Source organism: Rhizobium acaciae (assembly GCF_025941625.1).
In the GTDB taxonomy this organism is placed as follows: domain Bacteria; phylum Pseudomonadota; class Alphaproteobacteria; order Rhizobiales; family Rhizobiaceae; genus Rhizobium; species Rhizobium acaciae.
The window spans coordinates 257176-281064 of sequence record NZ_JAPCZO010000002.1 but is presented as its reverse complement, the minus strand read 5'-3'; the positions used below and the strand labels follow the sequence as shown (position 1 = coordinate 281064).

Genomic DNA, 23889 nt, shown 5'->3' with positions numbered 1-23889 from the left:
CTCAGGCGTGTTTCGGCTGGACCTCCTTGTCGCTGTCGAATTCCAGCAATTCGATCATCACGCCGAGATCGGGCACCGTGTCGTAATAGGCATAACGTCCGTGGCCACCGTCGAATTCGCCATGCTGGAGCAGGCGGTGGCCCGGCATCGTAAACTTAACGATCGCAATTCTAGGCTGGCCGCGCCTCGACGGTTCTTGTCCGAGCGATTTGCGCCCACACGTGTCTGGGGATGTGGAAGAGGTTGGCGATCGGATCATGGAGAGAGAGACGAAGCGCTGGATGACGCTGTGATTTGAAGCGCTAAAGCTAAAGGTGCGACAAGAAAATTACGAGCTAAGCGCTCTAAATATTAGAACGCTTATTTCTTCAGCCGCCGGCCCGCTCGCCTGCAGAGGAATTTATCCTTTTATTTCAATCACATCGATGACGGGCCTGCCCGCCTCAACCTCAATGCTGTCAATTTCGCCTGTTTTTTCAGCACACGAATTGAAGCGTTTAAAATCTTGCAGAACGCCGGAAATTCATGAGACAAAAGACCTGCGAGTAGAAGCGGTCTGAGCCTCGGTTCTGGACATTGCTCGACGGGTAAATCTGTCGAGGAGGTGTCCTAATGCAGGGAAAAACCAGTGATCTCGTCCCGAAATCCGCAGAGATCGACACTGGAGTTGATCACCTTCGCGCGCATCGTTGCTTTGCATGCCTGAGCACCAAGCGTCCTGAAAGACGCGATTGCGCAATTGCCAGGCTCGTCGCGGATGGCTTCGATCCGGAGCGCGTCGCCAATCATTATCCGTCCTTAAAAACCGAACACTCATTGCGAAAGGTCGACCCATGTCCCGCACCAAGCTTGCCTTCTATGCACTTGCCGCAACCCTTTCTGCCGGCGCCACCTCCGCCGCCGACAAGGTGATCTTTCAGCTCGATTGGCTGCCGGGTGGCGACAAGGCGCCGATCTACGTCTGCATCCAGGAAGGTTTCTGTTCGGATGCCGGCCTTGAGGTGGAGATCGCCTCCGGTCGCGGCTCGACCGACGCCATCTCGCGCCTTGCCGCCGCGTCCTCCGACATCGGTGTTTCCGATATCGGCGCCCTGATGGCCGCCCGCGCCAATGAAGGCGTGAAGGTGACCGCCGTCATGTCGCTGTTCAACAAGGGGCCGCATGCTTTCTACGTCGCCAAGGGCGGTTCGATCGCAAGCGTCGCTGACGTCAAGGGCAAGACGATCGCGACGTCGCCCTTCACATCCTCGAATGTCTACCTGCCGCTGGTGCTCAAGGATGCCGGCATCGACATGGCGGATATCAAGCTCATCAAGGCCGATCCCGGCGCACTCGGCCCGATGCTGATGACCGGCAATGCCGATGGCATCATCGCCTGGATGACCGACCTGACGCGCTACAGCAACCAGGGCAAGGAAGCTGGCAAGGAGATCGTTGCCCTGCCATGGTCGGCAGCCGGGCTCGAGCTTTATTCCGCATCTCTCATCGCCAGCGACGATTTCCTCGCCAAGCGTCCGCAGGTCGCCGCCCGCTTTATCGCCGCCTACAAGAAATCCGTCGAGTTCGCCAAGGAGAATCCGCAGAAGGCTGCCGCTGCTGTCACCGCCATCGTACCGGAACTCGGCTCGGAAGATGTCCAGGGCTCGCTCAAGGACACGCTGCCGTTGATCTTCAACGAGGTGACGGAGAAGGACGGCCTCGGTGCCTTCGAAACCGCCCGCCTCGCCGAAACCTGGCGCCGTGTCTCTGAAGCGCAGGACATCGATCCGGCCAAGCTCGATCCGGAAACCACGGTCAACCGCACCTTCGCCGTCACGGAGTAACCGCCATGGCGATGCCCGCTATCCGCTTCGACAGGCTTGGACAGGTTTTCGAAACCCGGTCCGGGCGCACGGAAGCGCTGCGCGACGTCAGTTTCGATGTGGCCCGGCATGAGTTTGTCTCGATCCTCGGCCCTTCGGGCTGCGGGAAATCGACCCTGCTGCGCATGATCGCCGGCCTGTTGAAGCCGACCTCCGGCTCGGTAGACGTCTTCGCTCTGCCGGTGACGGCCCCGCGTGACGACATCGGGATCGTCTTCCAGAAGCCGACGCTGCTTCCCTGGGCGACTGTCGAAGACAATGTCGTGTTTCCCGCCCGCCACAAGACCGGCCGGGTAACGGCAGAGGAGCGCGGGCGGGCGGGTGAATTGCTGAGCATGGTCGGGCTTGCCGGCTTCGAGAAACGCCTGCCGGACGAACTGTCCGGCGGCATGCAGCAGCGTGTCGGCATCGCCCGCGCGCTGCTGATGGACCCGGATATCCTGCTGATGGACGAACCCTTCTCGGCGCTGGATGCCCTGACGCGCGAGGTGATGGGCTTCGATCTGCTGCGCATCTTCTCCGAACGTCCGAAGACCGTGGTCTTCATCACCCACTCCGTCAGCGAGGCGGCGCTTCTGTCCGACCGCGTTTTGGTGATGACCGGACGTCCGGGCTCGATCCTGACTGAAGTCACCGTTCCCGTCGGCCGGCCACGCGGCCCTGAAACTGCAAAGGACAAGGCGATCCATGACCTCTCCAATTACCTCCGCGATCTCCTCCTCACCCGTCACGCGGCGTGAGGCCATGCAGAGCCGTACGCCGGTCGCGCTCCTAAAGCAGCTGCTGGCGTTGCCGGGCATCACGACCGCCGCGGCCCTGATCGGCACGGTGCTGCTATGGGAAGCGGCGGCGCGGCTCCTGTCGATCCCGACCTATCTGCTGCCGCCGCCAAGCGCGATCCTCGGCTCGTTCTCCTCCATCGGCTTCGAGCGCTGGATGGGTCACATCGCCGCGACGTTGCGGGTGGCGCTGATCGGTTATGCGATGTCCATCGTGATCGCCATTCCACTCGCGGTGGTCATGATGCGATCGCCATTCCTGTCGCGAACGCTCTATCCGCTGCTCGTCGTAGTGCAGTCGACGCCGGTGGTGGCGATTGCGCCGATCATCATCGTCGTGCTCGGGGCGGGCGATGCGCCACGCATCGTTATCACCTGTCTCATCACCTTCTTTCCGCTTGTCGTCTCCACCGCAACGGGCCTTGCGGCAACCCCGCCGGAGCTGATCGAGCTGTCGCGAAGCCTGCGCGCCTCGGGCTTCCGCGAGATCACCCAGATACGTCTGCCGTTTGCAGTGCCCTACATCTTCTCGGCGCTGAAAATCTCGATCACGCTTGCCGTCATCGGCGCCGTGGTTGCGGAGTTCTGCGCATCCGAAGCCGGCGTCGGCTATTTCATCCAGCTGTCGACCTCCCTGTTCAAGCTACCACAGGCCTGGGCCGGCTTGCTGGTGCTCGCCGCCATGTCGCTCTTGCTGTTTCAGGCCGTGGTCCTGACGCAGAAGCTCCTCTTTCCCTGGAGCCTGCCGAAAAACGGCTGAACCCATCCGGAGTAGAAGCAGTCGGGCCTTGCCCGGACATTGCTCCTCAACCGTCGGTTCGCCGGCATTCACGTAAGGAGAATGATATGAATATCCAGACAGACACCCTCGCGGAACTCGCCAAGGAAGCGACTATCGGCGGCATGGGCACGACCGTTGACCGGGAAATCCCCGTCATCGACCTTTCTGACTTCGACAACCGCAAGCACGAGATCGTTGATGCACTCTGGCAGGCCTCGGTCGATATCGGTTTCTTCCAGGTCTACAATCACGGTATCGCCCAGGACGATATCGACGCTGCCTTCGAAACGGCCTGGACATTTTTCGCACTGCCGGCGGAGGTTAAGGCGAAAACCCCAATGCCGAAGGGCATCAATGCCGGCTGGGAATTCAAGGCGCAGGTCCGCCCCTCCACCGGTACTCCAGATAACAAGGAGAGCTTCCAGCTCACCCGGCCGGACATGATCCGCCTCAACCTGTGGCCGAGCGAAGACGATCTTCCGGGCTTCCGGGAAAAGATGCTCCGCTTCGAGCGACAGAACTGGGAGCTCGGCATGCGCATCCTCTCCTGCTTTGCGCTGAAGATGGGCTTTGCCGAGGATTTCTTCACCAAGGCGCATGACCCGTCTTCGGACCAGTATCAATCGACGCTGCGCCTCATCCATTACATGTCGATGGAAGGCGCCAAGCCGGAAGACTTCACGTCGTGGCGTGCCGGCGCGCATTCGGACTTCGATTGCTTGACCATCCTTCACCAGAAGGAGGGCGAAGGCGGGCTCCAGGTGTGCCCGGGCAAGGATGCAGCCCTGAAGGAATGGACGGATGTTCCGCCGCGCAAGGGCTACATCACCTGCAACATTGGCGACATGCTGATGCGCTGGTCGGACGACCAGCTGCAGTCGACGCTGCACCGGGTGCGCATGCCGCGCGAGAATGAGTACATGGGCCGCCGACTGTCACTGCCCTTCTTCTGCCAGGCAAACCGCGATGCCGTCATGCAGGGTCCGCTCGGCAAATACGAGGCGATCACCGCCGGCGAATACCTGACCCGGCGCATCAACGCCAATTTCGCCAAGAAGTAACGTTGAAGATGGTCCGTTGCGGTGACATCGTGGAACAGTCAATCCGACTCCCGTCAGGCAACGGACCCATCATGCTTCATGGACGCGCGCTGCGTTATATCGACGAGGTGGCCCGACAGGGCTCCATCCGCAAGGCGGCAAAGACATTGCATGTCGCCGCCTCTGCGGTGAACCGCTATATCCTGGAGCTTGAGGAAGAGCTGCAGGCACCCATTTTCGAGCGCCTGCCGCGCGGCCTGAAATTGACGAGTTCCGGCGAGATCCTCATCCAGCACATTCGCGAGACACTGCAGGCGCATCAGCGGATGCGGGCGCAGATCCAGTCCCTCAAGGGGCTCAATCGCGGCGAGGTGGTGCTAGCGACCATGGCAACGCTCGCTGCGGGCCGGGTTGCCGAGATCGTTGCCGCCTACCGAGAAAAACATCCGCAGGTCAGCCTGCGGATCATGGTCGGCGACCGGACGACTGTTGCGGAGATGGTTGCGCTCGGCCAGGCCGATCTCGCCATTGCCTACAACCTGCCGGACGATACCCGGCTGCAACGTGCCGCCGAATTCCGCCATGCGCTGGGAGCCGTCGTCGCGCCCGCCCATCCCCTCGCAAACCGCAAGACCGTGCGCATGTCCGATTGCCTGCTCTATCCGCTGGTTCTGGCGGATCGATCGCTGTCGCTGCGCGAGGTCGTCGAGGCGACTGCCCCGGCGCGTGCCACCCTTGTTCCCGTCGTCGAGACCAATTCGATGGAACTGATGAAGCGCCTTGCCCGGACAACGCCTCACGTAACCTTCCTCAACCGGCTCGATGTCGACCGCGAGATGGCGACCGGCGACCTGGTCTTCATTCCGCTGACGGGAACCGACTCGCTGCAACGGCTCAACATCCTCCACCGCGCCCGCGGCTCGCTTTCACCCGCCGGCAGCCATTTCATGCAATTCGCGCAGGAGCGGCTGCTCGCCTCGTTCGACCAGAGCTGACCGCTCGGCAACCCATCCAATAGAGACCCACCATGAACGATCTTTCCCTGTTTCCCACCCTTGCCGCTCGTCTGGCGAGACAGGAGCGCATTCGTCTTGCGAAGGCGCGCGTCCCGGTCGCGCTGCTTGGAGATGACGTGCCTGGTGGCGGAGAGGTGGACCGGGACGGTTGCGCCCTCGTCGATATTCTGGTCGAGAACGGCAGGATCGCTGCGATAACGCCGGCCCTTGCCGATGGTGGCGAAGATGCAGTCGCGCTCCACGGCCGCCATGTCTGGCCGCTTCTGATCGACGCGCACGCCCATCTCGACAAGGGCCACATCATGGGACGTGCGCCCGATTCCGGCGGCACGCATCCCGGCGCGCGCGCCGCGACGACGGCGGACCGGCTTGCCCACTGGAATGCCGACGACCTCCTGCGACGGATGGAATTCGCTCTTGCAACGGCCGACGCCCATGGCGTGGCCGCTATCCGCACCCATCTCGACAGTCACGAGGGGCAGGCGGAAATCACCTGGAGCGCGTTTGCCGAAACGCGCGAACGTTGGAAAGGCTGCATCACCTTGCAGGCTGCCGGCCTCGTGCCGCTCGATGCCTATCGCGACGACTATGGCACCCGCCTTGCCGATATCGTTGCCGTCCACGGCGGCTTGCTCGGCGGCGTCACCCGCGCCTCCGGGGGCACCCATGGGTCAGGCCTCGACGATATCGACCTGCTGCTCGACCGGTTGTTTGCGCTGGCGAAGGAACGGGAACTGGATGTCGATCTGCATGTCGACGAGGCGGCACAGGCCGATGCCCTGCCGCATGTGGCGCGTGCCGCCATCCGCCACGGTTACGAGGGGCGCGTGACATGCGGCCACTGCTGTTCCCTTGCGCTTCAGGGCGAGCAAGAATTGCGCGACACGATCGCGCTGATCGCCGATGCCGGCCTCTCGATCATCACGCTGCCAACCGTCAACATGTACCTCCAGGATCGCGAAGACGGCCGCACGCCGCGCTGGCGCGGGGTCACGCCCGTGCAGGAATTGCATGCGGCTGGCATTCCGGTCGCCGCGGCCGGCGACAATTGTCGTGATCCGTTCTTTGCCTATGGCGATCACGACATGCTGGACACCTGGCGGCAAGCGGTGCGCATCCTGCATCTCGACCACCCCTACGGGGATGCGCCCGCTCTTGCAGGCCCGGCGCCCGCTGGCATCATGGGCATCGACGCCGGTACGATCGGCGTCGGTCGTCCGGCAGACCTGATGATCCTGGAAGCCTGGAGCCTCGACCAGGTTATCGCCCGTCCGCACTCCGACCGCGTCCTCCTCCGCAAGGGGATCTTCGCCAAAAGGACATTGCCCTCCTACAGCATGCTCACAGATTTCCAGACCGCGTGAGCCGCTCTCTAGGGAACAAAAAAAGGGACTGGCAAAGCCCGCCGGTCCCCTTGTCTGTTCAGTCCCGATGTCCGCTATATGACCGCCGATACCAGATCTCCCGGTGCTGGGGCCGCTTTTGGTGCCTGGATCTTTCTGAACAGGAAGAAGTAGAGCTTGATGTACTGGCCGACAGGATCGCTTTGATGGGCATCGTCAACTTAACGAAGGGTGGACTCGCTGTGAGATCGTTAAGTTTACGATGCTTGTACCACTTTCCCGCGAGACAAAGGCTGAGCATATCGTCACCGGGCACGACAATCCGGCCGATTGGCGCCGCTTCGCCCGACGTTCGATCGAGCACATCAAAGCGCTCGGACTACACGGTGGCTGCAATTTGGTCGAGAACAGCCCGTAATACGGACCGTCAATAGCTCAATAACCTGCCGTCAGGTAACGCAAACCGTATCCTGATGACAGTGTTGATCAAGCATCCCCTGCGCGAGTGACACGAGAATATGCAAATATTCGATGAAACTTCTGCTTTTTGAAGCAAAACCGCTATGCGCCGGCCTCTAATGGCTCTAACATAGTTTGGACTGGCCGGTGCGCTTGTGCGCCTTGGCTTTCAGGGGTGAGAACCGAGATGCGACGGACATCCGGCAGATGCTGACGAACAGGCTGTGCCTGCTCGGAAGACCGAGATTGCTGGCGGCGGGGAAGGAACTCCCCTTGCCGGAGAAGTCTTATTTTCTCCTCGCCATGCTCGCCGCCGAACCCAATTTCGAACTCGACCGCGAAACCGTCAGGCGGCAGCTCTGGCAATCGGAACTGCCGGAAAAGCGCGCGGGCAGCCTGCGCCAGCTGCTGGCGCGCATCGAACAGAGCATTCCCGCCGGCCTTCCACCGCTGCTTGCCGCGACCCGAACCCATATCGGCCTTGCCGATGGCTGGGAGGTCGACGTTCATATCCTGAAGCAGAAAGGGCCGCTCGCAACCGAAGACGGCGACCTGCTGAACGGCGAATTGCTCGAAGGCGTCAAATCGCCGACGCAGGGCGCCGAGGACTGGCTGACCTTTGAGCGCCAGCGGGTCGACGAGTTGCGCTCCGCCCATCTCACCCGGCTGGTCGAGACATCAGAAGACAGATCGGACGAAGATCAGGTCACGCTTGCCAGGCGCCTGCTGGAACTCGACCCTGCCAGCGAGACGGCCTATCGCGCCTTGATGCGCACCTATGTCAGGATGAACGATCCGGCAGCGGCGCGTCAGGCCTATCTGAAGTGCAAGAGCCAGCTGAAGGACGACTTCGACACCGAGCCGGAAGAAAGCACCACCGCTCTTGCCCGCGAACTGAACCTGGTGCCGGCAGCGCAGGCGACGTCGGGATATCCTCAGTCGGCGCCGAACCTTTCCGGCAGTCCGCTTGGTCAGCCGCGCATCATCATCCTGCCGCCGGAAAGTATTTTCACCGATCCGGTGATGGAGCGCGTCGGCCGGGCCCTTCTCGAAGACGTCACCATCGGTCTCAGCCAGCAGCGCGGTTTCAAGGTGATCGCGGCGCATACGAGCCTGGAGATCCTCAGCCGTTCGATCGATCCGTCCCGTGCCGTGCCCGGTCCGCTCGACCTCAGCTTCGACTACGCAGTCTACGTCACCATCCAGGGCCGCGACGAGGATGTCTTTGCGACCTGCCGGCTGACGCGAACGACGACATCGGAGGTGATCTGGGCCATCGAACTGCCGCTGGTCATGCAGAAGATCAGCGAATCCTTCGCGCATCTGACGCGGCGGATCGTCTCCTCGCTTGCCGACTCGATCGAGCGTCACGAACTGGCGATACCGATCGGCGAGGCGCCGCCGTCCGCCTACCGTCTCTACCTGGAAGGCAAGCGGCTGATCGCCCAGACCGACCTGCAGCATCTGCGCCAGGCGCGCAAATGGTTCAAATCCTCGCTTAATCGTTATGAACATTTCTCCGCCGCCCATGCCGGCATGTCACGCGCGCTCGGCATGGAATGGCTGATCCGCGGCATGCGGGACAAGGAACTGCTCGACGAGGCAAACGGTGCTGCCCGGCAGGCGCAGCAGTCCGACCCGAACAGCGGCCGGGCCTACCGCGAGCTCGGCTTCGTGGCGCTCTATCGCCGCCGCTTTGACGAAAGCCTGGAATATTTCCAGCAGGCTCAGGATCTCAATCCCAACGACGCCGACATCCTCGCCGACTATGCCGACGCGCTGTCCCATGATGGCGATTTCGATCGAGCGCTGGAGCTCAGCCGCGCCGCCTTCAAACTCAATCCGCTGCCGCCGGACTATTATTACTGGAACCTCGGCGGCATCCACTTCATGCGCGAAGAATATGAAATGGCGATCGAGGCGCTGGAACCGGTGAAGGCGAAGCAGGCAACGGCCCGTCTGCTCGCCGCCTCGCATGCCATGGCAGGCGATACGGGAAAGGCTGGGAATTACGCCAGGATAGTGTTGGAAAACTTCCCCGATTTCCGTAGTGAGGACATCCGTCATTTCGTCCCTGATCGCGATCCCGCCTATACGGAACCGCTGATACAGGGCCTGCAACTTGCCGGACTTCCCTGATGCACCGCCTTTTAATGAAGCCTGTAACGCTTAAATGACGCAGGCAATGTTTCCCTCCGAAGGTTAACGGCAGCAAGGCGCTGCCCAACCAATCGGAGATGAAACATGAAGACGAATGCTGACACCACCGCAGCTCAGACACAGTCACTGCGCTTCTCTGCAGCCGCCAAGGCAGCCATGAAGCAGGACGAGCTCAACGTTTCCGCCAATGCGCTCGAGAGCCTGACACATGCGCTGAGGTTCCGCTAAGGAACAAATCGGTATGTCTGCTTTCACCGACCTTGAAACGCTTGCCGGTGACCTTAAACGATCATCGGCCGGTGTCAGCGATTATCATGACCGCGCGGTTACGCCGGCTCAGACCCTCGCAGCCATCAGGCCGCATCTGCGCGAATTCGGCATCACACGCGTCGGTCTGCTGACTGCGCTCGACGTCTTGAACATCCCCGTCGCCTTCGCAACGAGGCCGAACAGCCATACGCTCTCGGTGTTTCAGGGCAAGGGTATCGACAATGATGCCGCCATGGCCTCCGCGGCGATGGAAGCAATCGAGACGCGGATCGCCGAAATTGCCCCCGCCGACCTGACGCAGGCGACGGTCGACAGCATGCGGGCGGAGCGTGCCGCGATGATCGATCTCGACAATGTCGCACGCTGCGCGCCCGACGAGATCGGCAGCAGTCCTATTCCCTGGTGCACGGGGTTCGACATCCTTTCCGGCAGCAGCGTCTTCGTGCCCTGGTGGCTCGTCGGTCTCGACCATCGCGGCGAGAGGCCGCCGGGCTTCGAGCAGTCGAGCGATGGGCTTGCCTCCGGCAACACGCCGTCCGAGGCGGTCCTGCATGGACTTTGCGAGCTGGTGGAGCGCGACGCCTGGGCGTTGACCCAGCTGAAATCGCCCGAGCGCCTGAAGGAGAGCCGCATCGACCCCGCCTCCTTCGGCGATGCGGTCATCGACGTCATGACCGACCGGATTACCCGCGCCGGCATGAAACTGCTGCTGCTCGACATGACGACGGATATCAGCGTTCCCGCTTTTCTGGCCGTCATCATGCCAGGCAACCTTTCCGACCGTGTCGACGCGCGCTGGTCGCATGTCTGCGGTGGCTGCGGCTGCCATCCCGATCCCGCGCGCGCCGCGCTGCGCGCCATCACCGAAGCGGCGCAGAGCCGGCTGACCGCGATTGCCGGCAGCCGCGACGATTTCTCGCCGCGCATCTATCAGCGGCTCGACAGGAGTGCGGCGATGCAGCAGGTGGTCGAACTCTGCGAGGACAGCGGCCGGATGCGCTCGTTCCAGGCCCGCGATCGTCGCCCGTCGACGATCCAGGACACCATCGGCCATATTGCCGACCGGCTGGCGGCGACCGGCATCGAGCAGATCGTCGTCGTGCCGTTTCCGCACCCGGCCCTGCCGGTTTCCGTCGTCAGGGTGGTCGTGCCGGGACTGGAGGTCGATATCTCAGGCCAATATATCCAGCTCGGCCTGCGCGCCGTCAACACTATGAGAGGAGCCGAATCATGAAGGTGTTGTTCGTCGGCCCGAGCCTTGGGAGCGATCTTGCCGCGGCAAGGGCCATGTCTCCTCGCATCGATTTCCGGCCGCCGGCCGCCGCCGGCGACATCCTGAAGGCCGTTCAGGACGGCGCCACCGCGATCGGCCTCGTCGATGGCTATTTCGGCGATCTGCCTTCGGTCTGGCACAAGGAAATACTTTACGCACTCGAACACGATGTCGCCGTTGCCGGCGGCGCCAGCATGGGCGCGCTGCGGGCAGCCGAATGCGCGCCCTTCGGCATGGTCGGGCTCGGCTCCATCTTCGAAGATTATGAGTCCGGGCGGCTGCTCGACGACGAGGCCGTCGCGCTGGTGCATGCGCCGCAGGAGCTCGGCTGGCTACCGCTTTCCGTACCCTGGGTCGATTTCGAGCCGACCATCGATGCGCTTTACGCCAACGGCGAAATCTCGTCCGGCGAGCGCAAGAAGCTGCTGCTGGCCGGCCGTTTCCTGCATTTCTCCGAGCGCACCTATGCCAAGGTGGCCGACGAGTGCCATTTCCGCAAGCCGCGCCGCGACCACATCCTCGCCGCCATCCGCGGCAGCCGTGTCGAGCGCAAGCGCGGCGACGCGTTACTAGTGCTGGAATGGCTGCGCCGAGACAAATTCCGCCCAGCCAACCGTGACTGGCGCTTTGCCGCGACCTCGCACTGGGAGCTCCTGCACGCTGAAGTCACGCGCAATGCGGTTCCTGTAACGCTTGAATAACGGTCGCGGCGGAAGATGCAGTAATGATGGAATCGTAGGGTTCCACGACCAAAGAGGGCGGGAACGATGTTTGAACAACACCACGAAGGTACCGGCAGCGAATACGCAAGGATCTTCCGGCTGCTGTCGGCAGCCAAGGAGGAGGCTGAAAAGCTTCAGCTGCGTAATCTGATGCACCTGACGAACATGGCGCTGCTGCAGGTCGTCATCGATTGGGACGGCATAGATCCCGACAGGGAGCTTGACGTCAATCTCGAAAAGCTGGTCGGCAGCAAAGCCAAGATCGCAATGAAGGATGCCAGCGAGAATCTGATCCTGATCGATCGCCATTGAGCCCGATCGATTGCTGTTGATCTCGATTAACCGCCATTGATCCTCATGCGGTCCGTTCTGAGCGCGTGAAGGACACCCGGTCTATTCGGCGGCTTCAGTATCCAACTGTCCGGTGGCGGCAATCGCCTGGACGAGCTTCAGGATCTTCTTGCGAAGCGCTTCGTTCTTGATCGAAAAGAACGCCGCATTGAGAAGCACGCCTTCGCGCGAAATAACGAATTCCTCGCTGGGAGCGGCGTTGTCGTTGGCCGTATCAGGGGTCGACAAATCGTCGAAAAACGTCCTGACATCGACCTTGAGCGCGCCGGCGATTTCGACCAGCATGCTGGCGGAAACGCGGTTGGAACCCTTTTCGTATTTCTGGATCTGCTGGAACGTTACGCCCACGCGATCGCCCAGTTCCGTCTGAGAAACTTTCCTCAACAGACGCTGGATGCGGATCGTCTTTCCGACGTGAACATCGACGGAATGCGGTTCTTCTTTCATCTCATTTCCCTTCTGAAGGCAGCGGACAAGGGGTTATTCGCCATATCCGTGTCAACAACTTTTAGCCGAGATAAATAAGGCTAGCAATTGCTTGCATGTAGATAGAGTTAAACCCGAAAATTGGGCACTTTTTGTCCCGGAATGGTACAAAAAACATGCCGAAATGGCACGTCCAGGAGACCGGTCGCTTTATTTTGTGACGTCAGAGCGACCAGAGTCGCTGTGCGTTAGCGAAAAGCAACTTGGAACGCTCCGCCTCGCTCACGCCGGAAAGCATCGCATGGGTCGCCGCGACCCAGGTAGAGAGGCCGCCACCGAGCGTGCAGACCGGCCAGTCGCTGCCCCAGACGACGCGGTCCCAGCCGAAACTTGCGGTCACATGTTCGATATAGGGCTGCAGCGTTTGCGCCGTCCATGTCTTCGCATCGGCATAGGCGATAACGCCGGAAATCTTGCAGACGACGTTCGGCCGCCGGGCGATCTCCGATATGCCGGCCCTCCACGGCTCAAAGGCATCCGAGCGGATATCCGGCACGCCGCAATGGTCGAGCACGAACTGCACGTCGGGCGCAAGATCGACGAGGGCGGTCACACGGCTCGCCTGATGCGGCAATGTGCAAAGGTCGAAGGTCAGGCCGCTGCCGCTGATGCGCCTGATGTTTCCACGAAACAGGGCGCCTTCGGAGACATCATCGGCCACGACATGCAGCACGCGGCGGAACCCCTTGACGAAGGGATCGGCCTTTTGCCGCTCGAGATAGGCGGCAAAGCCCTGCTCTTCCGGCCGGCAGGAGACAATGGCGCCGGCAATCAGACTGCCTTCCCTTTTGGCGATCCTGGCGACGTGTTCGGTCTCGCCCTGCATGGCGGCTGGATCGACGTCGACCTCCATATGCAGCACCGTGGTGATACCGCAGCGCCGGGCCTCGGTCGCATAGGCCTCGTAGAGGAAATCATGATCGAGATCAGGCGCGCCTGAGAGCCAAGGATAGGGCAGGGCCGATCGATCGATGATATGCAGATGGGTGTCGATGAACACGCTGTTCCTCCCAGAATGGTGTCGTGAAACTATCCCTGGTGAATGGATTGTTCAAATAGAAATTCTTTGGCCTCAGGCAGGGGCGACGACATCGGCGCCGGCAAGCAGTGAGAGTTGGGCCGCCGCCTTCTGCACCAGCGTGATCGCCTGGGTGATATCGGGAGCAGACGGCGCATTGACGAGCGCGATGAAGGGGCAGGTGAGGGCGGCGATGCAGCGGCGGTCCGGTCCAAGAACGGGAGCCGAAAGATTGTAGACGCCTGATGTCTGGGCGCTCGCCATCATCTCGTAGCCGCGCTCGCGGATCTGGTCGAGACGATCGTAGAATTCTGGCCCGAGTTCGACGTCCGCGCGGCTGCGCACATGTTCCGAGATCATCATCTCCCGCTCCTCCTCGCTGCGGAAGGCGAGCAGCACGTGCCCGGACCCGGTGTCGAAGAGGCTGATATGGGCGCCGATGCGGATCGAAAATCCCCAATAATCCGGCGCCTCCTGCTGGGCGATGACGACGGCAGCTCCGCGATCGAAGACGGCAAGATGATTGGCCTGGCGCGTGCGCTGGGCAAGATCGCGCATCAGCGGCGTGGCGTAAGAGGCGAGCCGGCGCACCGGTGCGTGCAGCTGCGCAAGGCCGAAGAGCTTCAGCGTCAACGAGTAGCGGTCGCCATCCAGCCGGGTGACGTAACCGCGGCGTACCAAGCGATCGAGCATGCGGTAGAATTCGTTGGGGCTGCGGTCGAGCCGTTTGGCGATATCTGCCTGGGTCAGGCCACTGTCGACGCCGGCGAGCAATTCCAGGATATCGAGGCCCTTGTCGAGGGCAGGAGCGCGGTAGCGGTCGGACTCGTCGGTCTCCATTCCTTCCTCCTGTGAATATCGCTCTGCATATACGCAGAACCGCAGCCGGAAAAGGAAAACTTCACACTTGACCCTTGGCCAATCGTCTGTTTGTCTATAAACAGACAAATCATCACTGAAGAACAGGGCGGTGACAGGGAGGAAGACCATGCAGTGCATGGGAATGGTCATTGGCCCTGGAGCCGGCGAAGGTCGCCGAACTCAAGCGTCCGCATGCAGCCGATCGGTAGGATCCGGCGCTGGTCTGCCTTTGCAACAGTGGCAACTCCTCCATTTAACACAGAGAGCCGCGCGCATCTTGCCAGAACCCGGTCGAAACGCGCAACGAGGGCGAATGGCGGACGATGATGAACGAGGCGTTTCATCACGACCGAGCTTCGCCAAGACATCAACCGCACTCCATCGTCCAGCGTAGACATTCCAGAAAAGGCCCGTGATATGACAACCCCCGATGTGACAAGCAGACTTTCCGGCAAGACCGTTCTCATCACCGCCGCCGGGCAGGGCATCGGCCGGGCGACGGCGGCAGCCTTTGCCGCAATCGGCGCCAAGGTCCACGCGACCGACATCAACACCGAAGCGCTGGCGACGCTTGCCGCGGAAACAGGCGTCTCCACCCATAAGCTGAACGTGCTCGAAGAGGATGCGGTCAAGGCTCTGGTCGCCAAGATCGGCGCCGTCGACGTACTGTTCAATTGCGCCGGTTTCGTCCATGCCGGCTCGATCCTCGAGATGAAGGATTCCGATCTCGAATTCGCCTTCGACCTCAACGTCAAGGCGATGATCCGCACCATCCGCGCCGTACTGCCGGGCATGATCGAGCGCAAGGACGGGGCGATCATCAACATGGCCTCCGTCGCCTCCAGCATCAAGGGCGTGCCGAACCGCTTCGCCTATGGCGTCACCAAGGCGGCGGTGATCGGGCTCACCAAAGCCGTCGCCGCCGATTATGTCGGTCAGGGCATCCGCTGCAACGCTATCTGCCCCGGCACGGTGGAAAGCCCGTCGCTGCAGGACCGTATGCGGGCACAGGGCGATTACGACGCGGCGCGCGCCGCCTTCATCGCCCGCCAGCCGATGGGCCGGCTGGGCTCGCCGGAAGAGATCGCCGATCTCGCCGTCTATCTCGCCGGCGCGACCTACACGTCGGGCCAGGCGATCGCCATCGACGGCGGCTGGACGATCTAATTTCAGCGAGGCGGCCGGCGCGGCAGTCTCGCCGGCCGGCCCGGCCGCTGCAATCGGCTCTCTATAATAGGCCCATTATAATCGGGAGAAACACCATGACCCGCATCACCGACCTTCGTGTCTTCGATCTCCGTTTTCCCACGTCGCAAAGCCTGGACGGATCCGATGCGATGAATCCCGATCCGGATTATTCGGCCGCCTACGTCATTCTCGATACGGATGCGCCTGATCTCGCCGGCCACGGCCTGACCTTCACCATCGGCCGCGGCAACGACATTTGCTGCATGGCGATCGAGGCAATGCGCCACCTCGTCGTCGGCGCCGACCTCACAGAGGTTCTCGCCCATCCCGGCGCCTTCTGGCGGCATCTGACCAGCGATAGCCAGCTGCGCTGGATCGGTCCGGAAAAAGGCGCCATTCACCTGGCGACCGGCGCGGTCGTCAACGCCGTCTGGGATCTGCTCGCCAAACAGGCCGGCAAGCCCGTCTGGCGGCTCGTCGCCGAAATGTCGCCGGAAGAGATCGCCGATATCGTCGATTACCGCTATCTCACCGACGTGCTGACGCGCGCCGAAGCGATCGAGATCCTGAAACGCGCCGAGGCGGGCAAGGCGGAACGCATCGCCATCCTCGAAAAGGAAGGCTATGCCTGCTACACGACCTCGGCAGGCTGGCTCGGCTACGGCGACGAAAAGCTACGGCGCCTCTGCCAGGAGGCGATCGATGCCGGCTTCAACCATATCAAGATGAAGGTCGGCCGCGACCTGGACGACGATATCCGCCGCCTCAGGATCGCCCGCGAGGTCATCGGCCCCGACCGCTACCTGATGATCGACGCCAACCAGGTCTGGGACGTCGGCCAGGCGATCGACTGGGTCAAGGCGCTTTCCTTCGCCAAGCCCTTCTTCATCGAGGAGCCGACCAGCCCTGACGATGTTGCCGGCCACCGCAAGATCCGCCAGGCGATCGGCCCGGTGAAGGTCGCGACCGGCGAGATGTGCCAGAACCGCATCATGTTCAAGCAGTTCATCGCCGAGGGCGCGATCGACATCGTGCAAATCGATTCCTGCCGCATGGGCGGGCTGAACGAGGTCCTCTCCGTGCTGCTGATCGCCGCCAAGTTCGACCTGCCGGTCTGGCCGCATGCCGGCGGCGTCGGCCTCTGCGAATATGTGCAGCATCTGTCGATGATCGATTACATTGCGGTGTCGGGGACGAAAGAAGGCCGCGTCATCGAATATGTCGATCACCTGCACGAACACTTCCTCGACCCCTGCCTGATCGAGAACGCCGCCTACATGCCGCCCACCCTGCCGGGCTTTTCCATCGAGATGAAACCGGCCTCGATCAGCAACTATACGTTTCGAGGTTAAGGAAACTTCGCCGGAGATGACGTATCTAATTCCGGCCGCATGATAATTTCCTGATTTCGATAGTCTTTCCGGCCGCGGATGGGCTTCCAAACTGACGGGACTGCTCCAATTCACTTGGAGGCGGCGAAGCTTGCTTTTTGGAGCGCCGAGGAATAGTTTTGAATTGTGAATGCGGAGGGGGCCCAGCACCAGCAGGCCAGCAAATTTTATTGAACTTAGACAATAGAATGTTTGCGATCGAGCCATGCCCAGGTTTCACTGCGTCAAGAGACTGTGCGCTTATCTGCTGATCATTGCGGCAATGCTGCTATCGATCGGCACGGTACATGCAGCCGTCACCGAGGAGAGCGGGCGCCGCGTCGCCCTCGTCATCGGCAACTCGGTCTACAAGACGCTGCCCTCGCTTCCCAATCCTGCCAATGATGTCGGAGAGGTCGCGACCACGTTGCGCGCCGCCGGCTTCGACGTGACGATCGGCGTCAATGTCGACCGCATCGGGCTCGAAGATACGGTGCGCCGCTTCCTGCGTTCGACCAGCAATGCCGAGGCCGGCCTCATCTATTATTCGGGCCATGGCATCCAGGTGGGCGGCCAGAATTTCATCGTGCCGGTCGATGCGACGCTGGAGACGCCCTATGACGTCGAGACGCAGACCATGCCGCTCGACCTCATCCTGAACCATCTCAAGCAGAATTCGCGGGTGCAGCTGATCTTCCTCGACGCCTGCCGCAACAATCCCTTCAATGCCCAGAAATTCTGGATGGCGGAAAAGCTGGAGCCGGTCGGCGCCACACGCGGGCTTGCCCGCATCGACAGCGATCTCGGCAGCCTGATCGCCTTTTCGACAGAACCCGGCCAGGTGGCGCTCGATGGCACCGGGGCGCTCAGCCCCTATTCCGAATCCTTCATCAAGCGGGCGAGCGAACCCAACAAGGAAATCCGCCAGGTCCTGACCGACGTGCGCCGCGACGTGATCGCCATGACCGACGGCAAGCAGGTTCCCTGGGAAAACTCCTCGCTGATGGACAGCTTCTATTTCATCCCGGCGCCGCCGCCGCCAAGCGTCGAACCGATGCAGCAGGTGAGCGTGCCGGAGGGTGCGGCCACGACCAGATTGCCGATCGCCCCGCCGCATGACGAGACCGGCTCGGCGCTGCTCGTCACCCTCAACCAGCTTCCCAAGACCGGCACGCTCAGCTTCGACGGCAAGCCGGTCGAGCAGGGCGCGAAGATGCCAGCCGCGGCACTGACGGCGCTGACCTATGATTCATCAGGTGTTGCCGCCGGAACCGTCGGCCTGATCGGCTATACCGTGAGCGACCCTTACGGCCAGGCAACGCAGGGCGTCATCGCGATCACCGTCTCGGCCGATGCCGGCGCCAAGCTCGCCCAGCTCGAACAGGAAAAGCAGGTGCGGCTGGCCGAGGCCGACGCTTATTTGAAAGAATTGCCGCGCGACGTGAGCACGACGATCGGCGTCGGCCCTGTTGAAGCCAGCCTGCCGGTCGTGCCGGCATCGGCCGCGGAGATGACCTTCAAGGTCGCGGCCCTGCCCGACAAGGGCACGCTGCGTGCCGGAGATCGGGTGATCGGGCTCGGCCATGTGCTTGAAGCCGCCGATATTCCCGCACTTTCCTATGAGCCGCAGATCGGCACAGAAAGCCAGCCTTTCGCCCTGACGCTGCAGGCCGCCAATGACGACTTGCCGCCGGCGACCGTCACTTTCAAGCCGGCACTCGACGCCTGCGATAGCGCAGCCGCGGCTCCGCTCGACCTGCAGGGCGTCACCGCGGGCAAGTTGCCGAATGAGATCGATCCAAGCGTGGCCGTGCCAGCCTGCACGGAGGCGATGAAGGCTTATCCCGAGGTCGCGCGCTTCGTCTATCAGCTCGGCCGCGCCCAGCTCGCCAACCGCGAGACGAAGACGGCTTTTGCGACGATCAAGAAGGCGATGGATGCCGGGCATGTCAGGGCTATTTCAGAGCTCTCTGCACTTTATCTTGTCGGAGCATCTGTACCGGCGAACCTCGATAAATCGAGCGAGATAGCCGCCATCGGTGCGAAGAAGGGTGATCCCTATGCGCTCTATGCCTACGGGAAAAGCCTCTATTATGGCAGAGGTATCAAGGCTGATACGCAAGAAGGCCTGAAGCTCATGCTTCAAGCGGCCGATTTGGGCCACACCTACGCAATGAACGAACTCGGCTACATCTTCTTCAACGGCGTCAGCGTTCCACCCGACATAGAACGCGGCATTCGCTTTTACGAGTCGGGCCTCAAGCGAGACGACATCTATTCAATGAATAGCCTCGGGATGATCTATCGCGCCGGCAAAGCCGTGCCGCAAGATCTTGAGAAGGCACTCGAGCTTTTTAAAAAGGCGGCGGACGGCGGCCAGCCTTATGCTCCGCGAAACATTGGCCTGATGTATAGAGACGGCTTAGGAGTGCCTAAAGACGAGTCCGCATCCATCACATGGCTGGAAATGGGCGCCGAGCGCGGTGATTATTGGAGTGCGCTCGAGCGGGCCAAGATGGCTAAGGGCGACGGTTCAAACTCGGAAAGCCTGGTGACCGCAGCGCGCTATTTCGCTCTTGCAAGCGCAGTCAACAGACCTGGCACCGGCGACCCTAAGAAACAGTCTGACAAAGAGCTCGCATCCTTAGCTGATTCCGCAAAGAAGAAGGCAGCTGAGGCTTTTTCAAGCGAGCTCACTCCACAAGAACTCAAGGCTCTTCCGAAGACCAAATCGCTTAACGAGAGGCTGATGCTTCTTGCCAAAGCGACTTGGGTGAAACGAAATCCGAGATACGATCTCTTCTAAAACGGCGATCTGGGGGCGCCCTACATGACCAGCAAACTCTTCATCCGTGTACTCCTGTGCTCGACCTTCATCGCTGGTTCAGGCGCAATGCTACAGAGTTGCATCTTCGACCCAGGCGCCAGGACACTGTTCGCCAGCGAAGAACCGACCGTCAACAAACAGCCGACAGTAAAAAAACAAACGCCGACTATCCGAAGGGTAGCCGCAAGGAGCAATGAACCGGCTTTTTCCCGCTCTGATAACGGCTCCGCTGGGAATTCCAGTTCCGGCGGCATGGGGGGCTCCTCGGGTGGCATGGGTGGCGGTTCTGACGGTAACTCAGGCGGAAGCGATCCTGGTGGAAGCGATCCTGGCTGGTCTGACCGCCGTTTGAAAACAGATATCCGTCGACTTGGCACCTCCCCGGCTGGCATTCCGATTTATGCGTTCCGTTACATATGGTGCGGACCACTTTTTATCGGCACTATGGCCCAGGACCTGCTCTTGATCCGGCCTGATGCGGTCATACGGACTGCGTCCGGCTATTACATGGTGAATTATGCGGATCTCGACATCGATATGGTTTCTGTAAAAGAAGGCTTTTCGCTGGCTACGTCAGGAGCTGGCGCAGTAGCCGTGGGACTTTCTGTGAACGCTGCAAGCCGCCGCTCACGGACACAACGCGCATCTTCAGAAGGTTTCATTTTGTCAGCAGTATGATCGAGAAGACGGTCGACTGGCCCATAGATTCCTTTCACAGGAACTCTTTTAGTTCTCACGTAGGGCCAGCGGCAACATGACCGCTGTTTGAGCGCTCTATATCTGTAGCCTCGTCTATGTCCGGGCGGATAGCGCTCTCGGGCCGAGATTTTTCAACCCCACACATGCGACACGTCAAGCCACTTCATCAAGCATCCGGCCTATCGGGATCACTGCAAGCGTCGCCATCAACCGGCTTCTGGAAACGGTGAAGCGGCGGCTGACATCAAGCCGGCAGCGTGAGACTCCGACCGTTCAGCCGTCGAGACCCTTGAAGCGCACCGGCTGGTAGCCGCGCATCAACAGGCTGCCGAGCGAATAGGTATTGCGGCAGACGCGGCCCTTGCAGGCATTCGGCGAGGCTTCCATCACCTCCACCTTCTTGTCGGCCGTGAAGCGCATGAACAACAGCACATGCGAGCCCGGCTTGTTCAGCGCGTCGCCCGGCCGCATCGACCAGGGGTCGGAGAGGCGCTTGGTGATGCCGGGGATGGCGCGCGTCGAAACGTGCATCTTCAAGCCCCAGGCGTCGCTGACGAAACCGGAGCAGTCGACGCCGAGGATGCTGGATTGCGGCGCGCTCTTGGTGCAGACATTGCCGGCGGTCTGGCCCTTTTCCACGCCGCCGACGAAATTTTCGAGCGGCGTTTTGCAGCCCCAGCAGTAGGGAACACCCTTGACCGTCTGGCCGCGCTTGCCGATCAGGTAGATGGGGCGGCGCAGCCGGTTCATGTTGACGCAGCCCGGTCCGGGATCCTTGCCATAGGCTGTTGATGTCACCAGCCAATTCAGCGTCTCGAAGCCGATTGCCCGCTCGATGACGTCGCTGCGCGATTTCGGCACGATCGCCACCTTCGGAGTCTTGCCGGGCTTGCCTGCAGTCGGCTGCTTGGTGGGCCTGATAACGGCGAGCTTGCGGCCGGGCTCCCGGCCGTCGAGCCGCAGCACCTGCGCCCGACTTTCCTGCGAGCGCAGATAAAGCACGTCGCCGCGCGGACCGATCGCCACGAAACGCCTGGAAAATACCGTGCCCGGTTCGATCGGCAGGTCGTAAACCCGGTCCATCGCGCCGTTCGGCGTGAAGCGCACCACCAACATGCCGGTGCGCTCGGGCCGGTCGGCGGGCACGAGTTCGACCAGCGCATAGGGCCTGCCTGTCGTGTCGATGTCGAGAAGTTCGACGGTGCCGATCCGCCCTTCCGAGGCGAGCTGCAGCGAAAGGAAATTCTCCTCCGAGCTGCTGCGCCGCAGCAGGATCTCCGCCTTGTCGTTTGCGGCCGCCGAGACCTCGGCAACGATATCGCCGAGCCCGCGGCTCGGCACATATTGAATGACCGGCGGGCGGGCCTCGGGCCGGCTGGTGCTGCGGCCGATCTCGTCGATGATGCTGTTCAGCGGACCCGGCGAGACCGAGCCCATCGAGGCGAAGACCGAGCGGGTGTAGTCGTCGGCATCACCGCCGCCGTCGACGGCGCGCAGCGTCTGCGAACGGCCGTCAGCATCGGTGGAGCGCTCGAGCGGCACGACGCCGTCGGACCAGAGGTAGAGTTCGTTGTGAACGACGGCGAGATCCTCCGGCGTGGCATTTTCCGGCAGCGGCAGGATCTCAGGCTCGGCCTGCGAGCGTTCGGCGTCGACGGCGAGCACGCGGCCGTTGTTCTGGTCGAGGATGTAGATGGTGCCGTCGTCGCCGACGGTGATCGCCGCCGGCCCGGATGCCTCCGCTTCCTCGTTGGAAGAGATGATGCCGACCGAACGCGCGCCGTCGCCGCCGCGAAGCTCGATGATCGTCGTATCTTTGGCGAAAACCGGGAAGGCGACCGCAAGTGCCGCGGCGAACAAGATATGCGACCCTAAACTACGCATTGCCTCGACTCCCGGCATCATGCTCTGTGACCGTCAAGTCTTTAAAATGGTAGGCTAGATATGGCCTCTCAGCAAGCCGTTGCTTTCCAAACGATTTGGAGATCTGCGCCGGCGATAGTACAAGATCATCGTCTCGAAGATTCATCGGCAGGAAATGCTTATGCTGGAATGGAACGGTGACGAACTGGCGCTCGACATAAGCTTGCTGGAGCAGGTTCGGGCGGCAAGGATCAACTTCTCGGACCGAGTCTGCGCCGCCTCGGCCAGCAAGGACGACAAGCATCTGGCGCAGCTGCGCTCGGAGCCGACCTATCTGATGGCCGAGTTCCTCTATTCGATGAAGGTCTTCGGCATCAGCACCGCCGAGGATATCGAACGCTTCGCCGATCTGCACAATGATTACGTGGTTTCGCTCACCCGCGATCCGGCCAAGCTGCAGCGTCTGGGGCTCTCGCAGGATCGTGCGCTCGCCTCGATGTTCACCGCCGACACCAAGCCGCGGCTGATCCAGAACTGGGCTGATAAATCAGGCGCGATCGACCAGTCCAATCTCGCCCGTTTCCTTGTCGCGGTAATGTCGAGCGAGACTTGCCGCAAGACGTTGATCGATTTCGAGGCGGCGGGCTTCATGCAGCGCAAGCGCTCGCCCTACGGCACCATGGTCGTCTGGTCGACCGGAATGATAGAGGAAATCTTCGGCGAGATGCTGCGCGATCTGCGCCTTAGCCTGCAGCAATTGAAGATCCTCTGATGCATGTCGCCCGGAAGTGTGCGGCAGGGGGCAACGACATGCATGAAACAAAGAGCGAAAGCGCCGCTGCCAGCCGATTTCAACCCTCCCAATCGATTGGCACCGAGCGCCGTTGCCTTCCTTCCGGCCTCTCCCTATTCTCGGGACGCTTATGCATGTCGCCCGGAAGGGTGCAGCAGTTCCGGGGCAACGACATGCATAAAAACAAAGAGCGAAAGCACGTCGCATGAATCAAGTTTAATGCGACGTGCTTTTGTCGCGCAGTGGCGCCAATAAGACGGATGTGACGACGATGACGAAATCCTGGCTCATAACCTTGTCGATCGGCCTGCTGCTGGCGCTGCAGGTACCTGAGGTCGCGCATTCCGGCCCGACTGAGGACGCGCTCGCGGCGCGAAACCCCTCGCTTGCGGCGCTGCGCCAACATGACGAGAAGGCCTTTGCTGCGGCGACTGCGATCATCGCCGAACACGAACGCGCCAAGGGGTTGACGCCCGGCGAGGACAAGCTGCCCGATGCGACCTCGCCCGGCCGCGACATGGGCTCAGGCCCCGGCAAGGAATTCACGGTCGACAATCCGGATATTCTCTGGCTCTACAATTCCTCGCCCGAGGGAATGAGCGACCTGATCTCGATTTTGAAATCAGCCGGGCAGAAACCCAAGAACTAACCGCCTCCTCACAGTTGAACGGACTATAACAGGCCACGGTTATTCCAGAGCGTGAGTCTTGCTCACGTCTTTGCCTTGG

Annotated in this window: 22 protein-coding genes; 17 read left to right on the top strand and 5 right to left on the bottom strand. The window is 61.5% G+C overall.

Annotated elements, in window-relative coordinates; genetic code table 11:
- Position 1: 1 nt before the first annotated feature.
- Complete coding sequence (locus OLZ32_RS05080) at positions 2 to 148, bottom strand: hypothetical protein (protein WP_245511221.1); 147 nt, start codon at positions 146 to 148, stop codon at positions 2 to 4.
- 685 nt (positions 149 to 833) lie between these two features.
- Here OLZ32_RS05080 and OLZ32_RS05075 point away from each other — a divergent pair.
- The 11 genes from OLZ32_RS05075 to OLZ32_RS05025 all read left to right on the top strand — a co-directional run bounded on the left by OLZ32_RS05075 (position 834) and on the right by OLZ32_RS05025 (position 12017).
- Positions 834 to 1823, top strand: a complete 990-nt coding sequence (locus OLZ32_RS05075) for an ABC transporter substrate-binding protein (RefSeq protein ID WP_011655337.1) — start codon at positions 834 to 836, stop codon at positions 1821 to 1823.
- Between the two features lie 5 nt (positions 1824 to 1828).
- Complete coding sequence (locus OLZ32_RS05070; protein ID WP_264419876.1) at positions 1829 to 2602, top strand: ABC transporter ATP-binding protein; 774 nt, start codon at positions 1829 to 1831, stop codon at positions 2600 to 2602.
- Between the two features lie 4 nt (positions 2603 to 2606).
- Positions 2607 to 3401, top strand: a complete 795-nt coding sequence (locus OLZ32_RS05065; RefSeq protein ID WP_018071608.1) for an ABC transporter permease — start codon at positions 2607 to 2609, stop codon at positions 3399 to 3401.
- Between the two features lie 86 nt (positions 3402 to 3487).
- Positions 3488 to 4483: an isopenicillin N synthase family dioxygenase gene (locus OLZ32_RS05060; RefSeq protein ID WP_264419874.1), complete on the top strand. Its 996-nt coding sequence runs from the start codon at positions 3488 to 3490 to the stop codon at positions 4481 to 4483.
- A 2-nt stretch (positions 4484 to 4485) separates the two neighbouring features.
- Complete coding sequence (locus OLZ32_RS05055) at positions 4486 to 5457, top strand: LysR family transcriptional regulator (RefSeq protein WP_264419872.1); 972 nt, start codon at positions 4486 to 4488, stop codon at positions 5455 to 5457.
- Between the two features lie 32 nt (positions 5458 to 5489).
- Entirely contained in the window at positions 5490 to 6842 is a 1353-nt protein-coding gene (locus OLZ32_RS05050) for a cytosine deaminase (protein ID WP_264419870.1), read from the top strand.
- A 585-nt stretch (positions 6843 to 7427) separates the two neighbouring features.
- Positions 7428 to 9419, top strand: a complete 1992-nt coding sequence (locus OLZ32_RS05045; protein WP_264419868.1) for a BTAD domain-containing putative transcriptional regulator — start codon at positions 7428 to 7430, stop codon at positions 9417 to 9419.
- A 105-nt stretch (positions 9420 to 9524) separates the two neighbouring features.
- The gene (locus tag OLZ32_RS05040) at positions 9525 to 9668 is read left to right on the top strand and encodes a hypothetical protein (protein ID WP_012763602.1); all 144 of its coding nucleotides are present in this window, start codon (positions 9525 to 9527) and stop codon (positions 9666 to 9668) included.
- Between the two features lie 13 nt (positions 9669 to 9681).
- On the top strand, positions 9682 to 10944 hold the full coding sequence (locus tag OLZ32_RS05035) for a YcaO-like family protein (RefSeq protein WP_264419866.1): 1263 nt from the start codon (positions 9682 to 9684) through the stop codon (positions 10942 to 10944).
- Positions 10941 to 11684: a TfuA-like protein gene (locus OLZ32_RS05030; protein WP_003548231.1), complete on the top strand. Its 744-nt coding sequence runs from the start codon at positions 10941 to 10943 to the stop codon at positions 11682 to 11684. The genes OLZ32_RS05035 and OLZ32_RS05030 overlap by 4 nt, the downstream gene beginning before the upstream one ends.
- A gap of 66 nt (positions 11685 to 11750) precedes the next feature.
- Positions 11751 to 12017, top strand: coding sequence for a hypothetical protein (locus OLZ32_RS05025; RefSeq protein WP_003548229.1), 267 nt, complete (start codon positions 11751 to 11753; stop codon positions 12015 to 12017).
- Between the two features lie 81 nt (positions 12018 to 12098).
- Here OLZ32_RS05025 and OLZ32_RS05020 read toward each other — a convergent pair whose 3' ends face one another.
- The 3 genes from OLZ32_RS05020 to OLZ32_RS05010 all read right to left on the bottom strand — a co-directional run bounded on the left by OLZ32_RS05020 (position 12099) and on the right by OLZ32_RS05010 (position 14400).
- Entirely contained in the window at positions 12099 to 12503 is a 405-nt protein-coding gene (locus OLZ32_RS05020) for a helix-turn-helix domain-containing protein (RefSeq protein WP_264419864.1), read from the bottom strand.
- Positions 12504 to 12705: 202 nt separating this feature from the next.
- Positions 12706 to 13542, bottom strand: a complete 837-nt coding sequence (locus OLZ32_RS05015) for an amidohydrolase family protein (RefSeq protein WP_264419862.1) — start codon at positions 13540 to 13542, stop codon at positions 12706 to 12708.
- 72 nt (positions 13543 to 13614) lie between these two features.
- Positions 13615 to 14400, bottom strand: a complete 786-nt coding sequence (locus OLZ32_RS05010) for an IclR family transcriptional regulator (RefSeq protein ID WP_003548224.1) — start codon at positions 14398 to 14400, stop codon at positions 13615 to 13617.
- Positions 14401 to 14853: 453 nt separating this feature from the next.
- Between OLZ32_RS05010 and OLZ32_RS05005 the strand changes: the two genes are divergently transcribed.
- From OLZ32_RS05005 to OLZ32_RS04990, 4 genes are all read left to right on the top strand, one after another.
- Positions 14854 to 15588, top strand: coding sequence for an SDR family oxidoreductase (locus OLZ32_RS05005; RefSeq protein ID WP_264420103.1), 735 nt, complete (start codon positions 14854 to 14856; stop codon positions 15586 to 15588).
- Positions 15589 to 15683: 95 nt separating this feature from the next.
- Complete coding sequence (locus tag OLZ32_RS05000) at positions 15684 to 16961, top strand: L-fuconate dehydratase (protein ID WP_264419860.1); 1278 nt, start codon at positions 15684 to 15686, stop codon at positions 16959 to 16961.
- Positions 16962 to 17205: 244 nt separating this feature from the next.
- Positions 17206 to 19785: a caspase family protein gene (locus tag OLZ32_RS04995; protein WP_264419858.1), complete on the top strand. Its 2580-nt coding sequence runs from the start codon at positions 17206 to 17208 to the stop codon at positions 19783 to 19785.
- A 24-nt stretch (positions 19786 to 19809) separates the two neighbouring features.
- Positions 19810 to 20484 carry a tail fiber domain-containing protein gene (locus OLZ32_RS04990; RefSeq protein ID WP_264419856.1) on the top strand — a complete coding sequence of 225 codons (675 nt, stop codon included), beginning with the start codon at positions 19810 to 19812 and terminating at the stop codon, positions 20482 to 20484.
- Positions 20485 to 20778: 294 nt separating this feature from the next.
- Here the strand turns inward: OLZ32_RS04990 and OLZ32_RS04985 are convergent, their stop codons facing one another.
- The gene (locus OLZ32_RS04985) at positions 20779 to 22389 is read right to left on the bottom strand and encodes an NHL repeat-containing protein (protein WP_264419854.1); all 1611 of its coding nucleotides are present in this window, start codon (positions 22387 to 22389) and stop codon (positions 20779 to 20781) included.
- A 160-nt stretch (positions 22390 to 22549) separates the two neighbouring features.
- Here OLZ32_RS04985 and OLZ32_RS04980 point away from each other — a divergent pair, with 160 nt between their 5' ends.
- Both OLZ32_RS04980 and OLZ32_RS04975 read left to right on the top strand, forming a co-directional pair.
- Positions 22550 to 23140 carry a hypothetical protein gene (locus tag OLZ32_RS04980; protein WP_264419852.1) on the top strand — a complete coding sequence of 197 codons (591 nt, stop codon included), beginning with the start codon at positions 22550 to 22552 and terminating at the stop codon, positions 23138 to 23140.
- A gap of 292 nt (positions 23141 to 23432) precedes the next feature.
- Positions 23433 to 23810 carry a hypothetical protein gene (locus tag OLZ32_RS04975; protein ID WP_264419850.1) on the top strand — a complete coding sequence of 126 codons (378 nt, stop codon included), beginning with the start codon at positions 23433 to 23435 and terminating at the stop codon, positions 23808 to 23810.
- Positions 23811 to 23889 lie beyond the last annotated feature (79 nt).

What these genes read in the sequence shown, in the direction of transcription:
- OLZ32_RS05080 (WP_245511221.1), bottom strand. Translation starts at nt 148, where the DNA reads ATGCCGGGCCACCGCCTGCTCCAGCATGGCGAATTCGACGGTGGCCAC.
- OLZ32_RS05075 (WP_011655337.1), top strand. Translation starts at nt 834, where the DNA reads ATGTCCCGCACCAAGCTTGCCTTCTATGCACTTGCCGCAACCCTTTCT.
- OLZ32_RS05070 (WP_264419876.1), top strand. Translation starts at nt 1,829, where the DNA reads ATGGCGATGCCCGCTATCCGCTTCGACAGGCTTGGACAGGTTTTCGAA.
- OLZ32_RS05065 (WP_018071608.1), top strand. Translation starts at nt 2,607, where the DNA reads ATGCAGAGCCGTACGCCGGTCGCGCTCCTAAAGCAGCTGCTGGCGTTG.
- OLZ32_RS05060 (WP_264419874.1), top strand. Translation starts at nt 3,488, where the DNA reads ATGAATATCCAGACAGACACCCTCGCGGAACTCGCCAAGGAAGCGACT.
- OLZ32_RS05050 (WP_264419870.1), top strand. Translation starts at nt 5,490, where the DNA reads ATGAACGATCTTTCCCTGTTTCCCACCCTTGCCGCTCGTCTGGCGAGA.
- OLZ32_RS05040 (WP_012763602.1), top strand. Translation starts at nt 9,525, where the DNA reads ATGAAGACGAATGCTGACACCACCGCAGCTCAGACACAGTCACTGCGC.
- OLZ32_RS05035 (WP_264419866.1), top strand. Translation starts at nt 9,682, where the DNA reads ATGTCTGCTTTCACCGACCTTGAAACGCTTGCCGGTGACCTTAAACGA.
- OLZ32_RS05030 (WP_003548231.1), top strand. Translation starts at nt 10,941, where the DNA reads ATGAAGGTGTTGTTCGTCGGCCCGAGCCTTGGGAGCGATCTTGCCGCG.
- OLZ32_RS05025 (WP_003548229.1), top strand. Translation starts at nt 11,751, where the DNA reads ATGTTTGAACAACACCACGAAGGTACCGGCAGCGAATACGCAAGGATC.
- OLZ32_RS05020 (WP_264419864.1), bottom strand. Translation starts at nt 12,503, where the DNA reads ATGAAAGAAGAACCGCATTCCGTCGATGTTCACGTCGGAAAGACGATC.
- OLZ32_RS05010 (WP_003548224.1), bottom strand. Translation starts at nt 14,400, where the DNA reads ATGGAGACCGACGAGTCCGACCGCTACCGCGCTCCTGCCCTCGACAAG.
- OLZ32_RS05000 (WP_264419860.1), top strand. Translation starts at nt 15,684, where the DNA reads ATGACCCGCATCACCGACCTTCGTGTCTTCGATCTCCGTTTTCCCACG.
- OLZ32_RS04995 (WP_264419858.1), top strand. Translation starts at nt 17,206, where the DNA reads ATGCCCAGGTTTCACTGCGTCAAGAGACTGTGCGCTTATCTGCTGATC.
- OLZ32_RS04990 (WP_264419856.1), top strand. Translation starts at nt 19,810, where the DNA reads ATGACCAGCAAACTCTTCATCCGTGTACTCCTGTGCTCGACCTTCATC.
- OLZ32_RS04985 (WP_264419854.1), bottom strand. Translation starts at nt 22,389, where the DNA reads ATGCGTAGTTTAGGGTCGCATATCTTGTTCGCCGCGGCACTTGCGGTC.
- OLZ32_RS04980 (WP_264419852.1), top strand. Translation starts at nt 22,550, where the DNA reads ATGCTGGAATGGAACGGTGACGAACTGGCGCTCGACATAAGCTTGCTG.
- OLZ32_RS04975 (WP_264419850.1), top strand. Translation starts at nt 23,433, where the DNA reads ATGACGAAATCCTGGCTCATAACCTTGTCGATCGGCCTGCTGCTGGCG.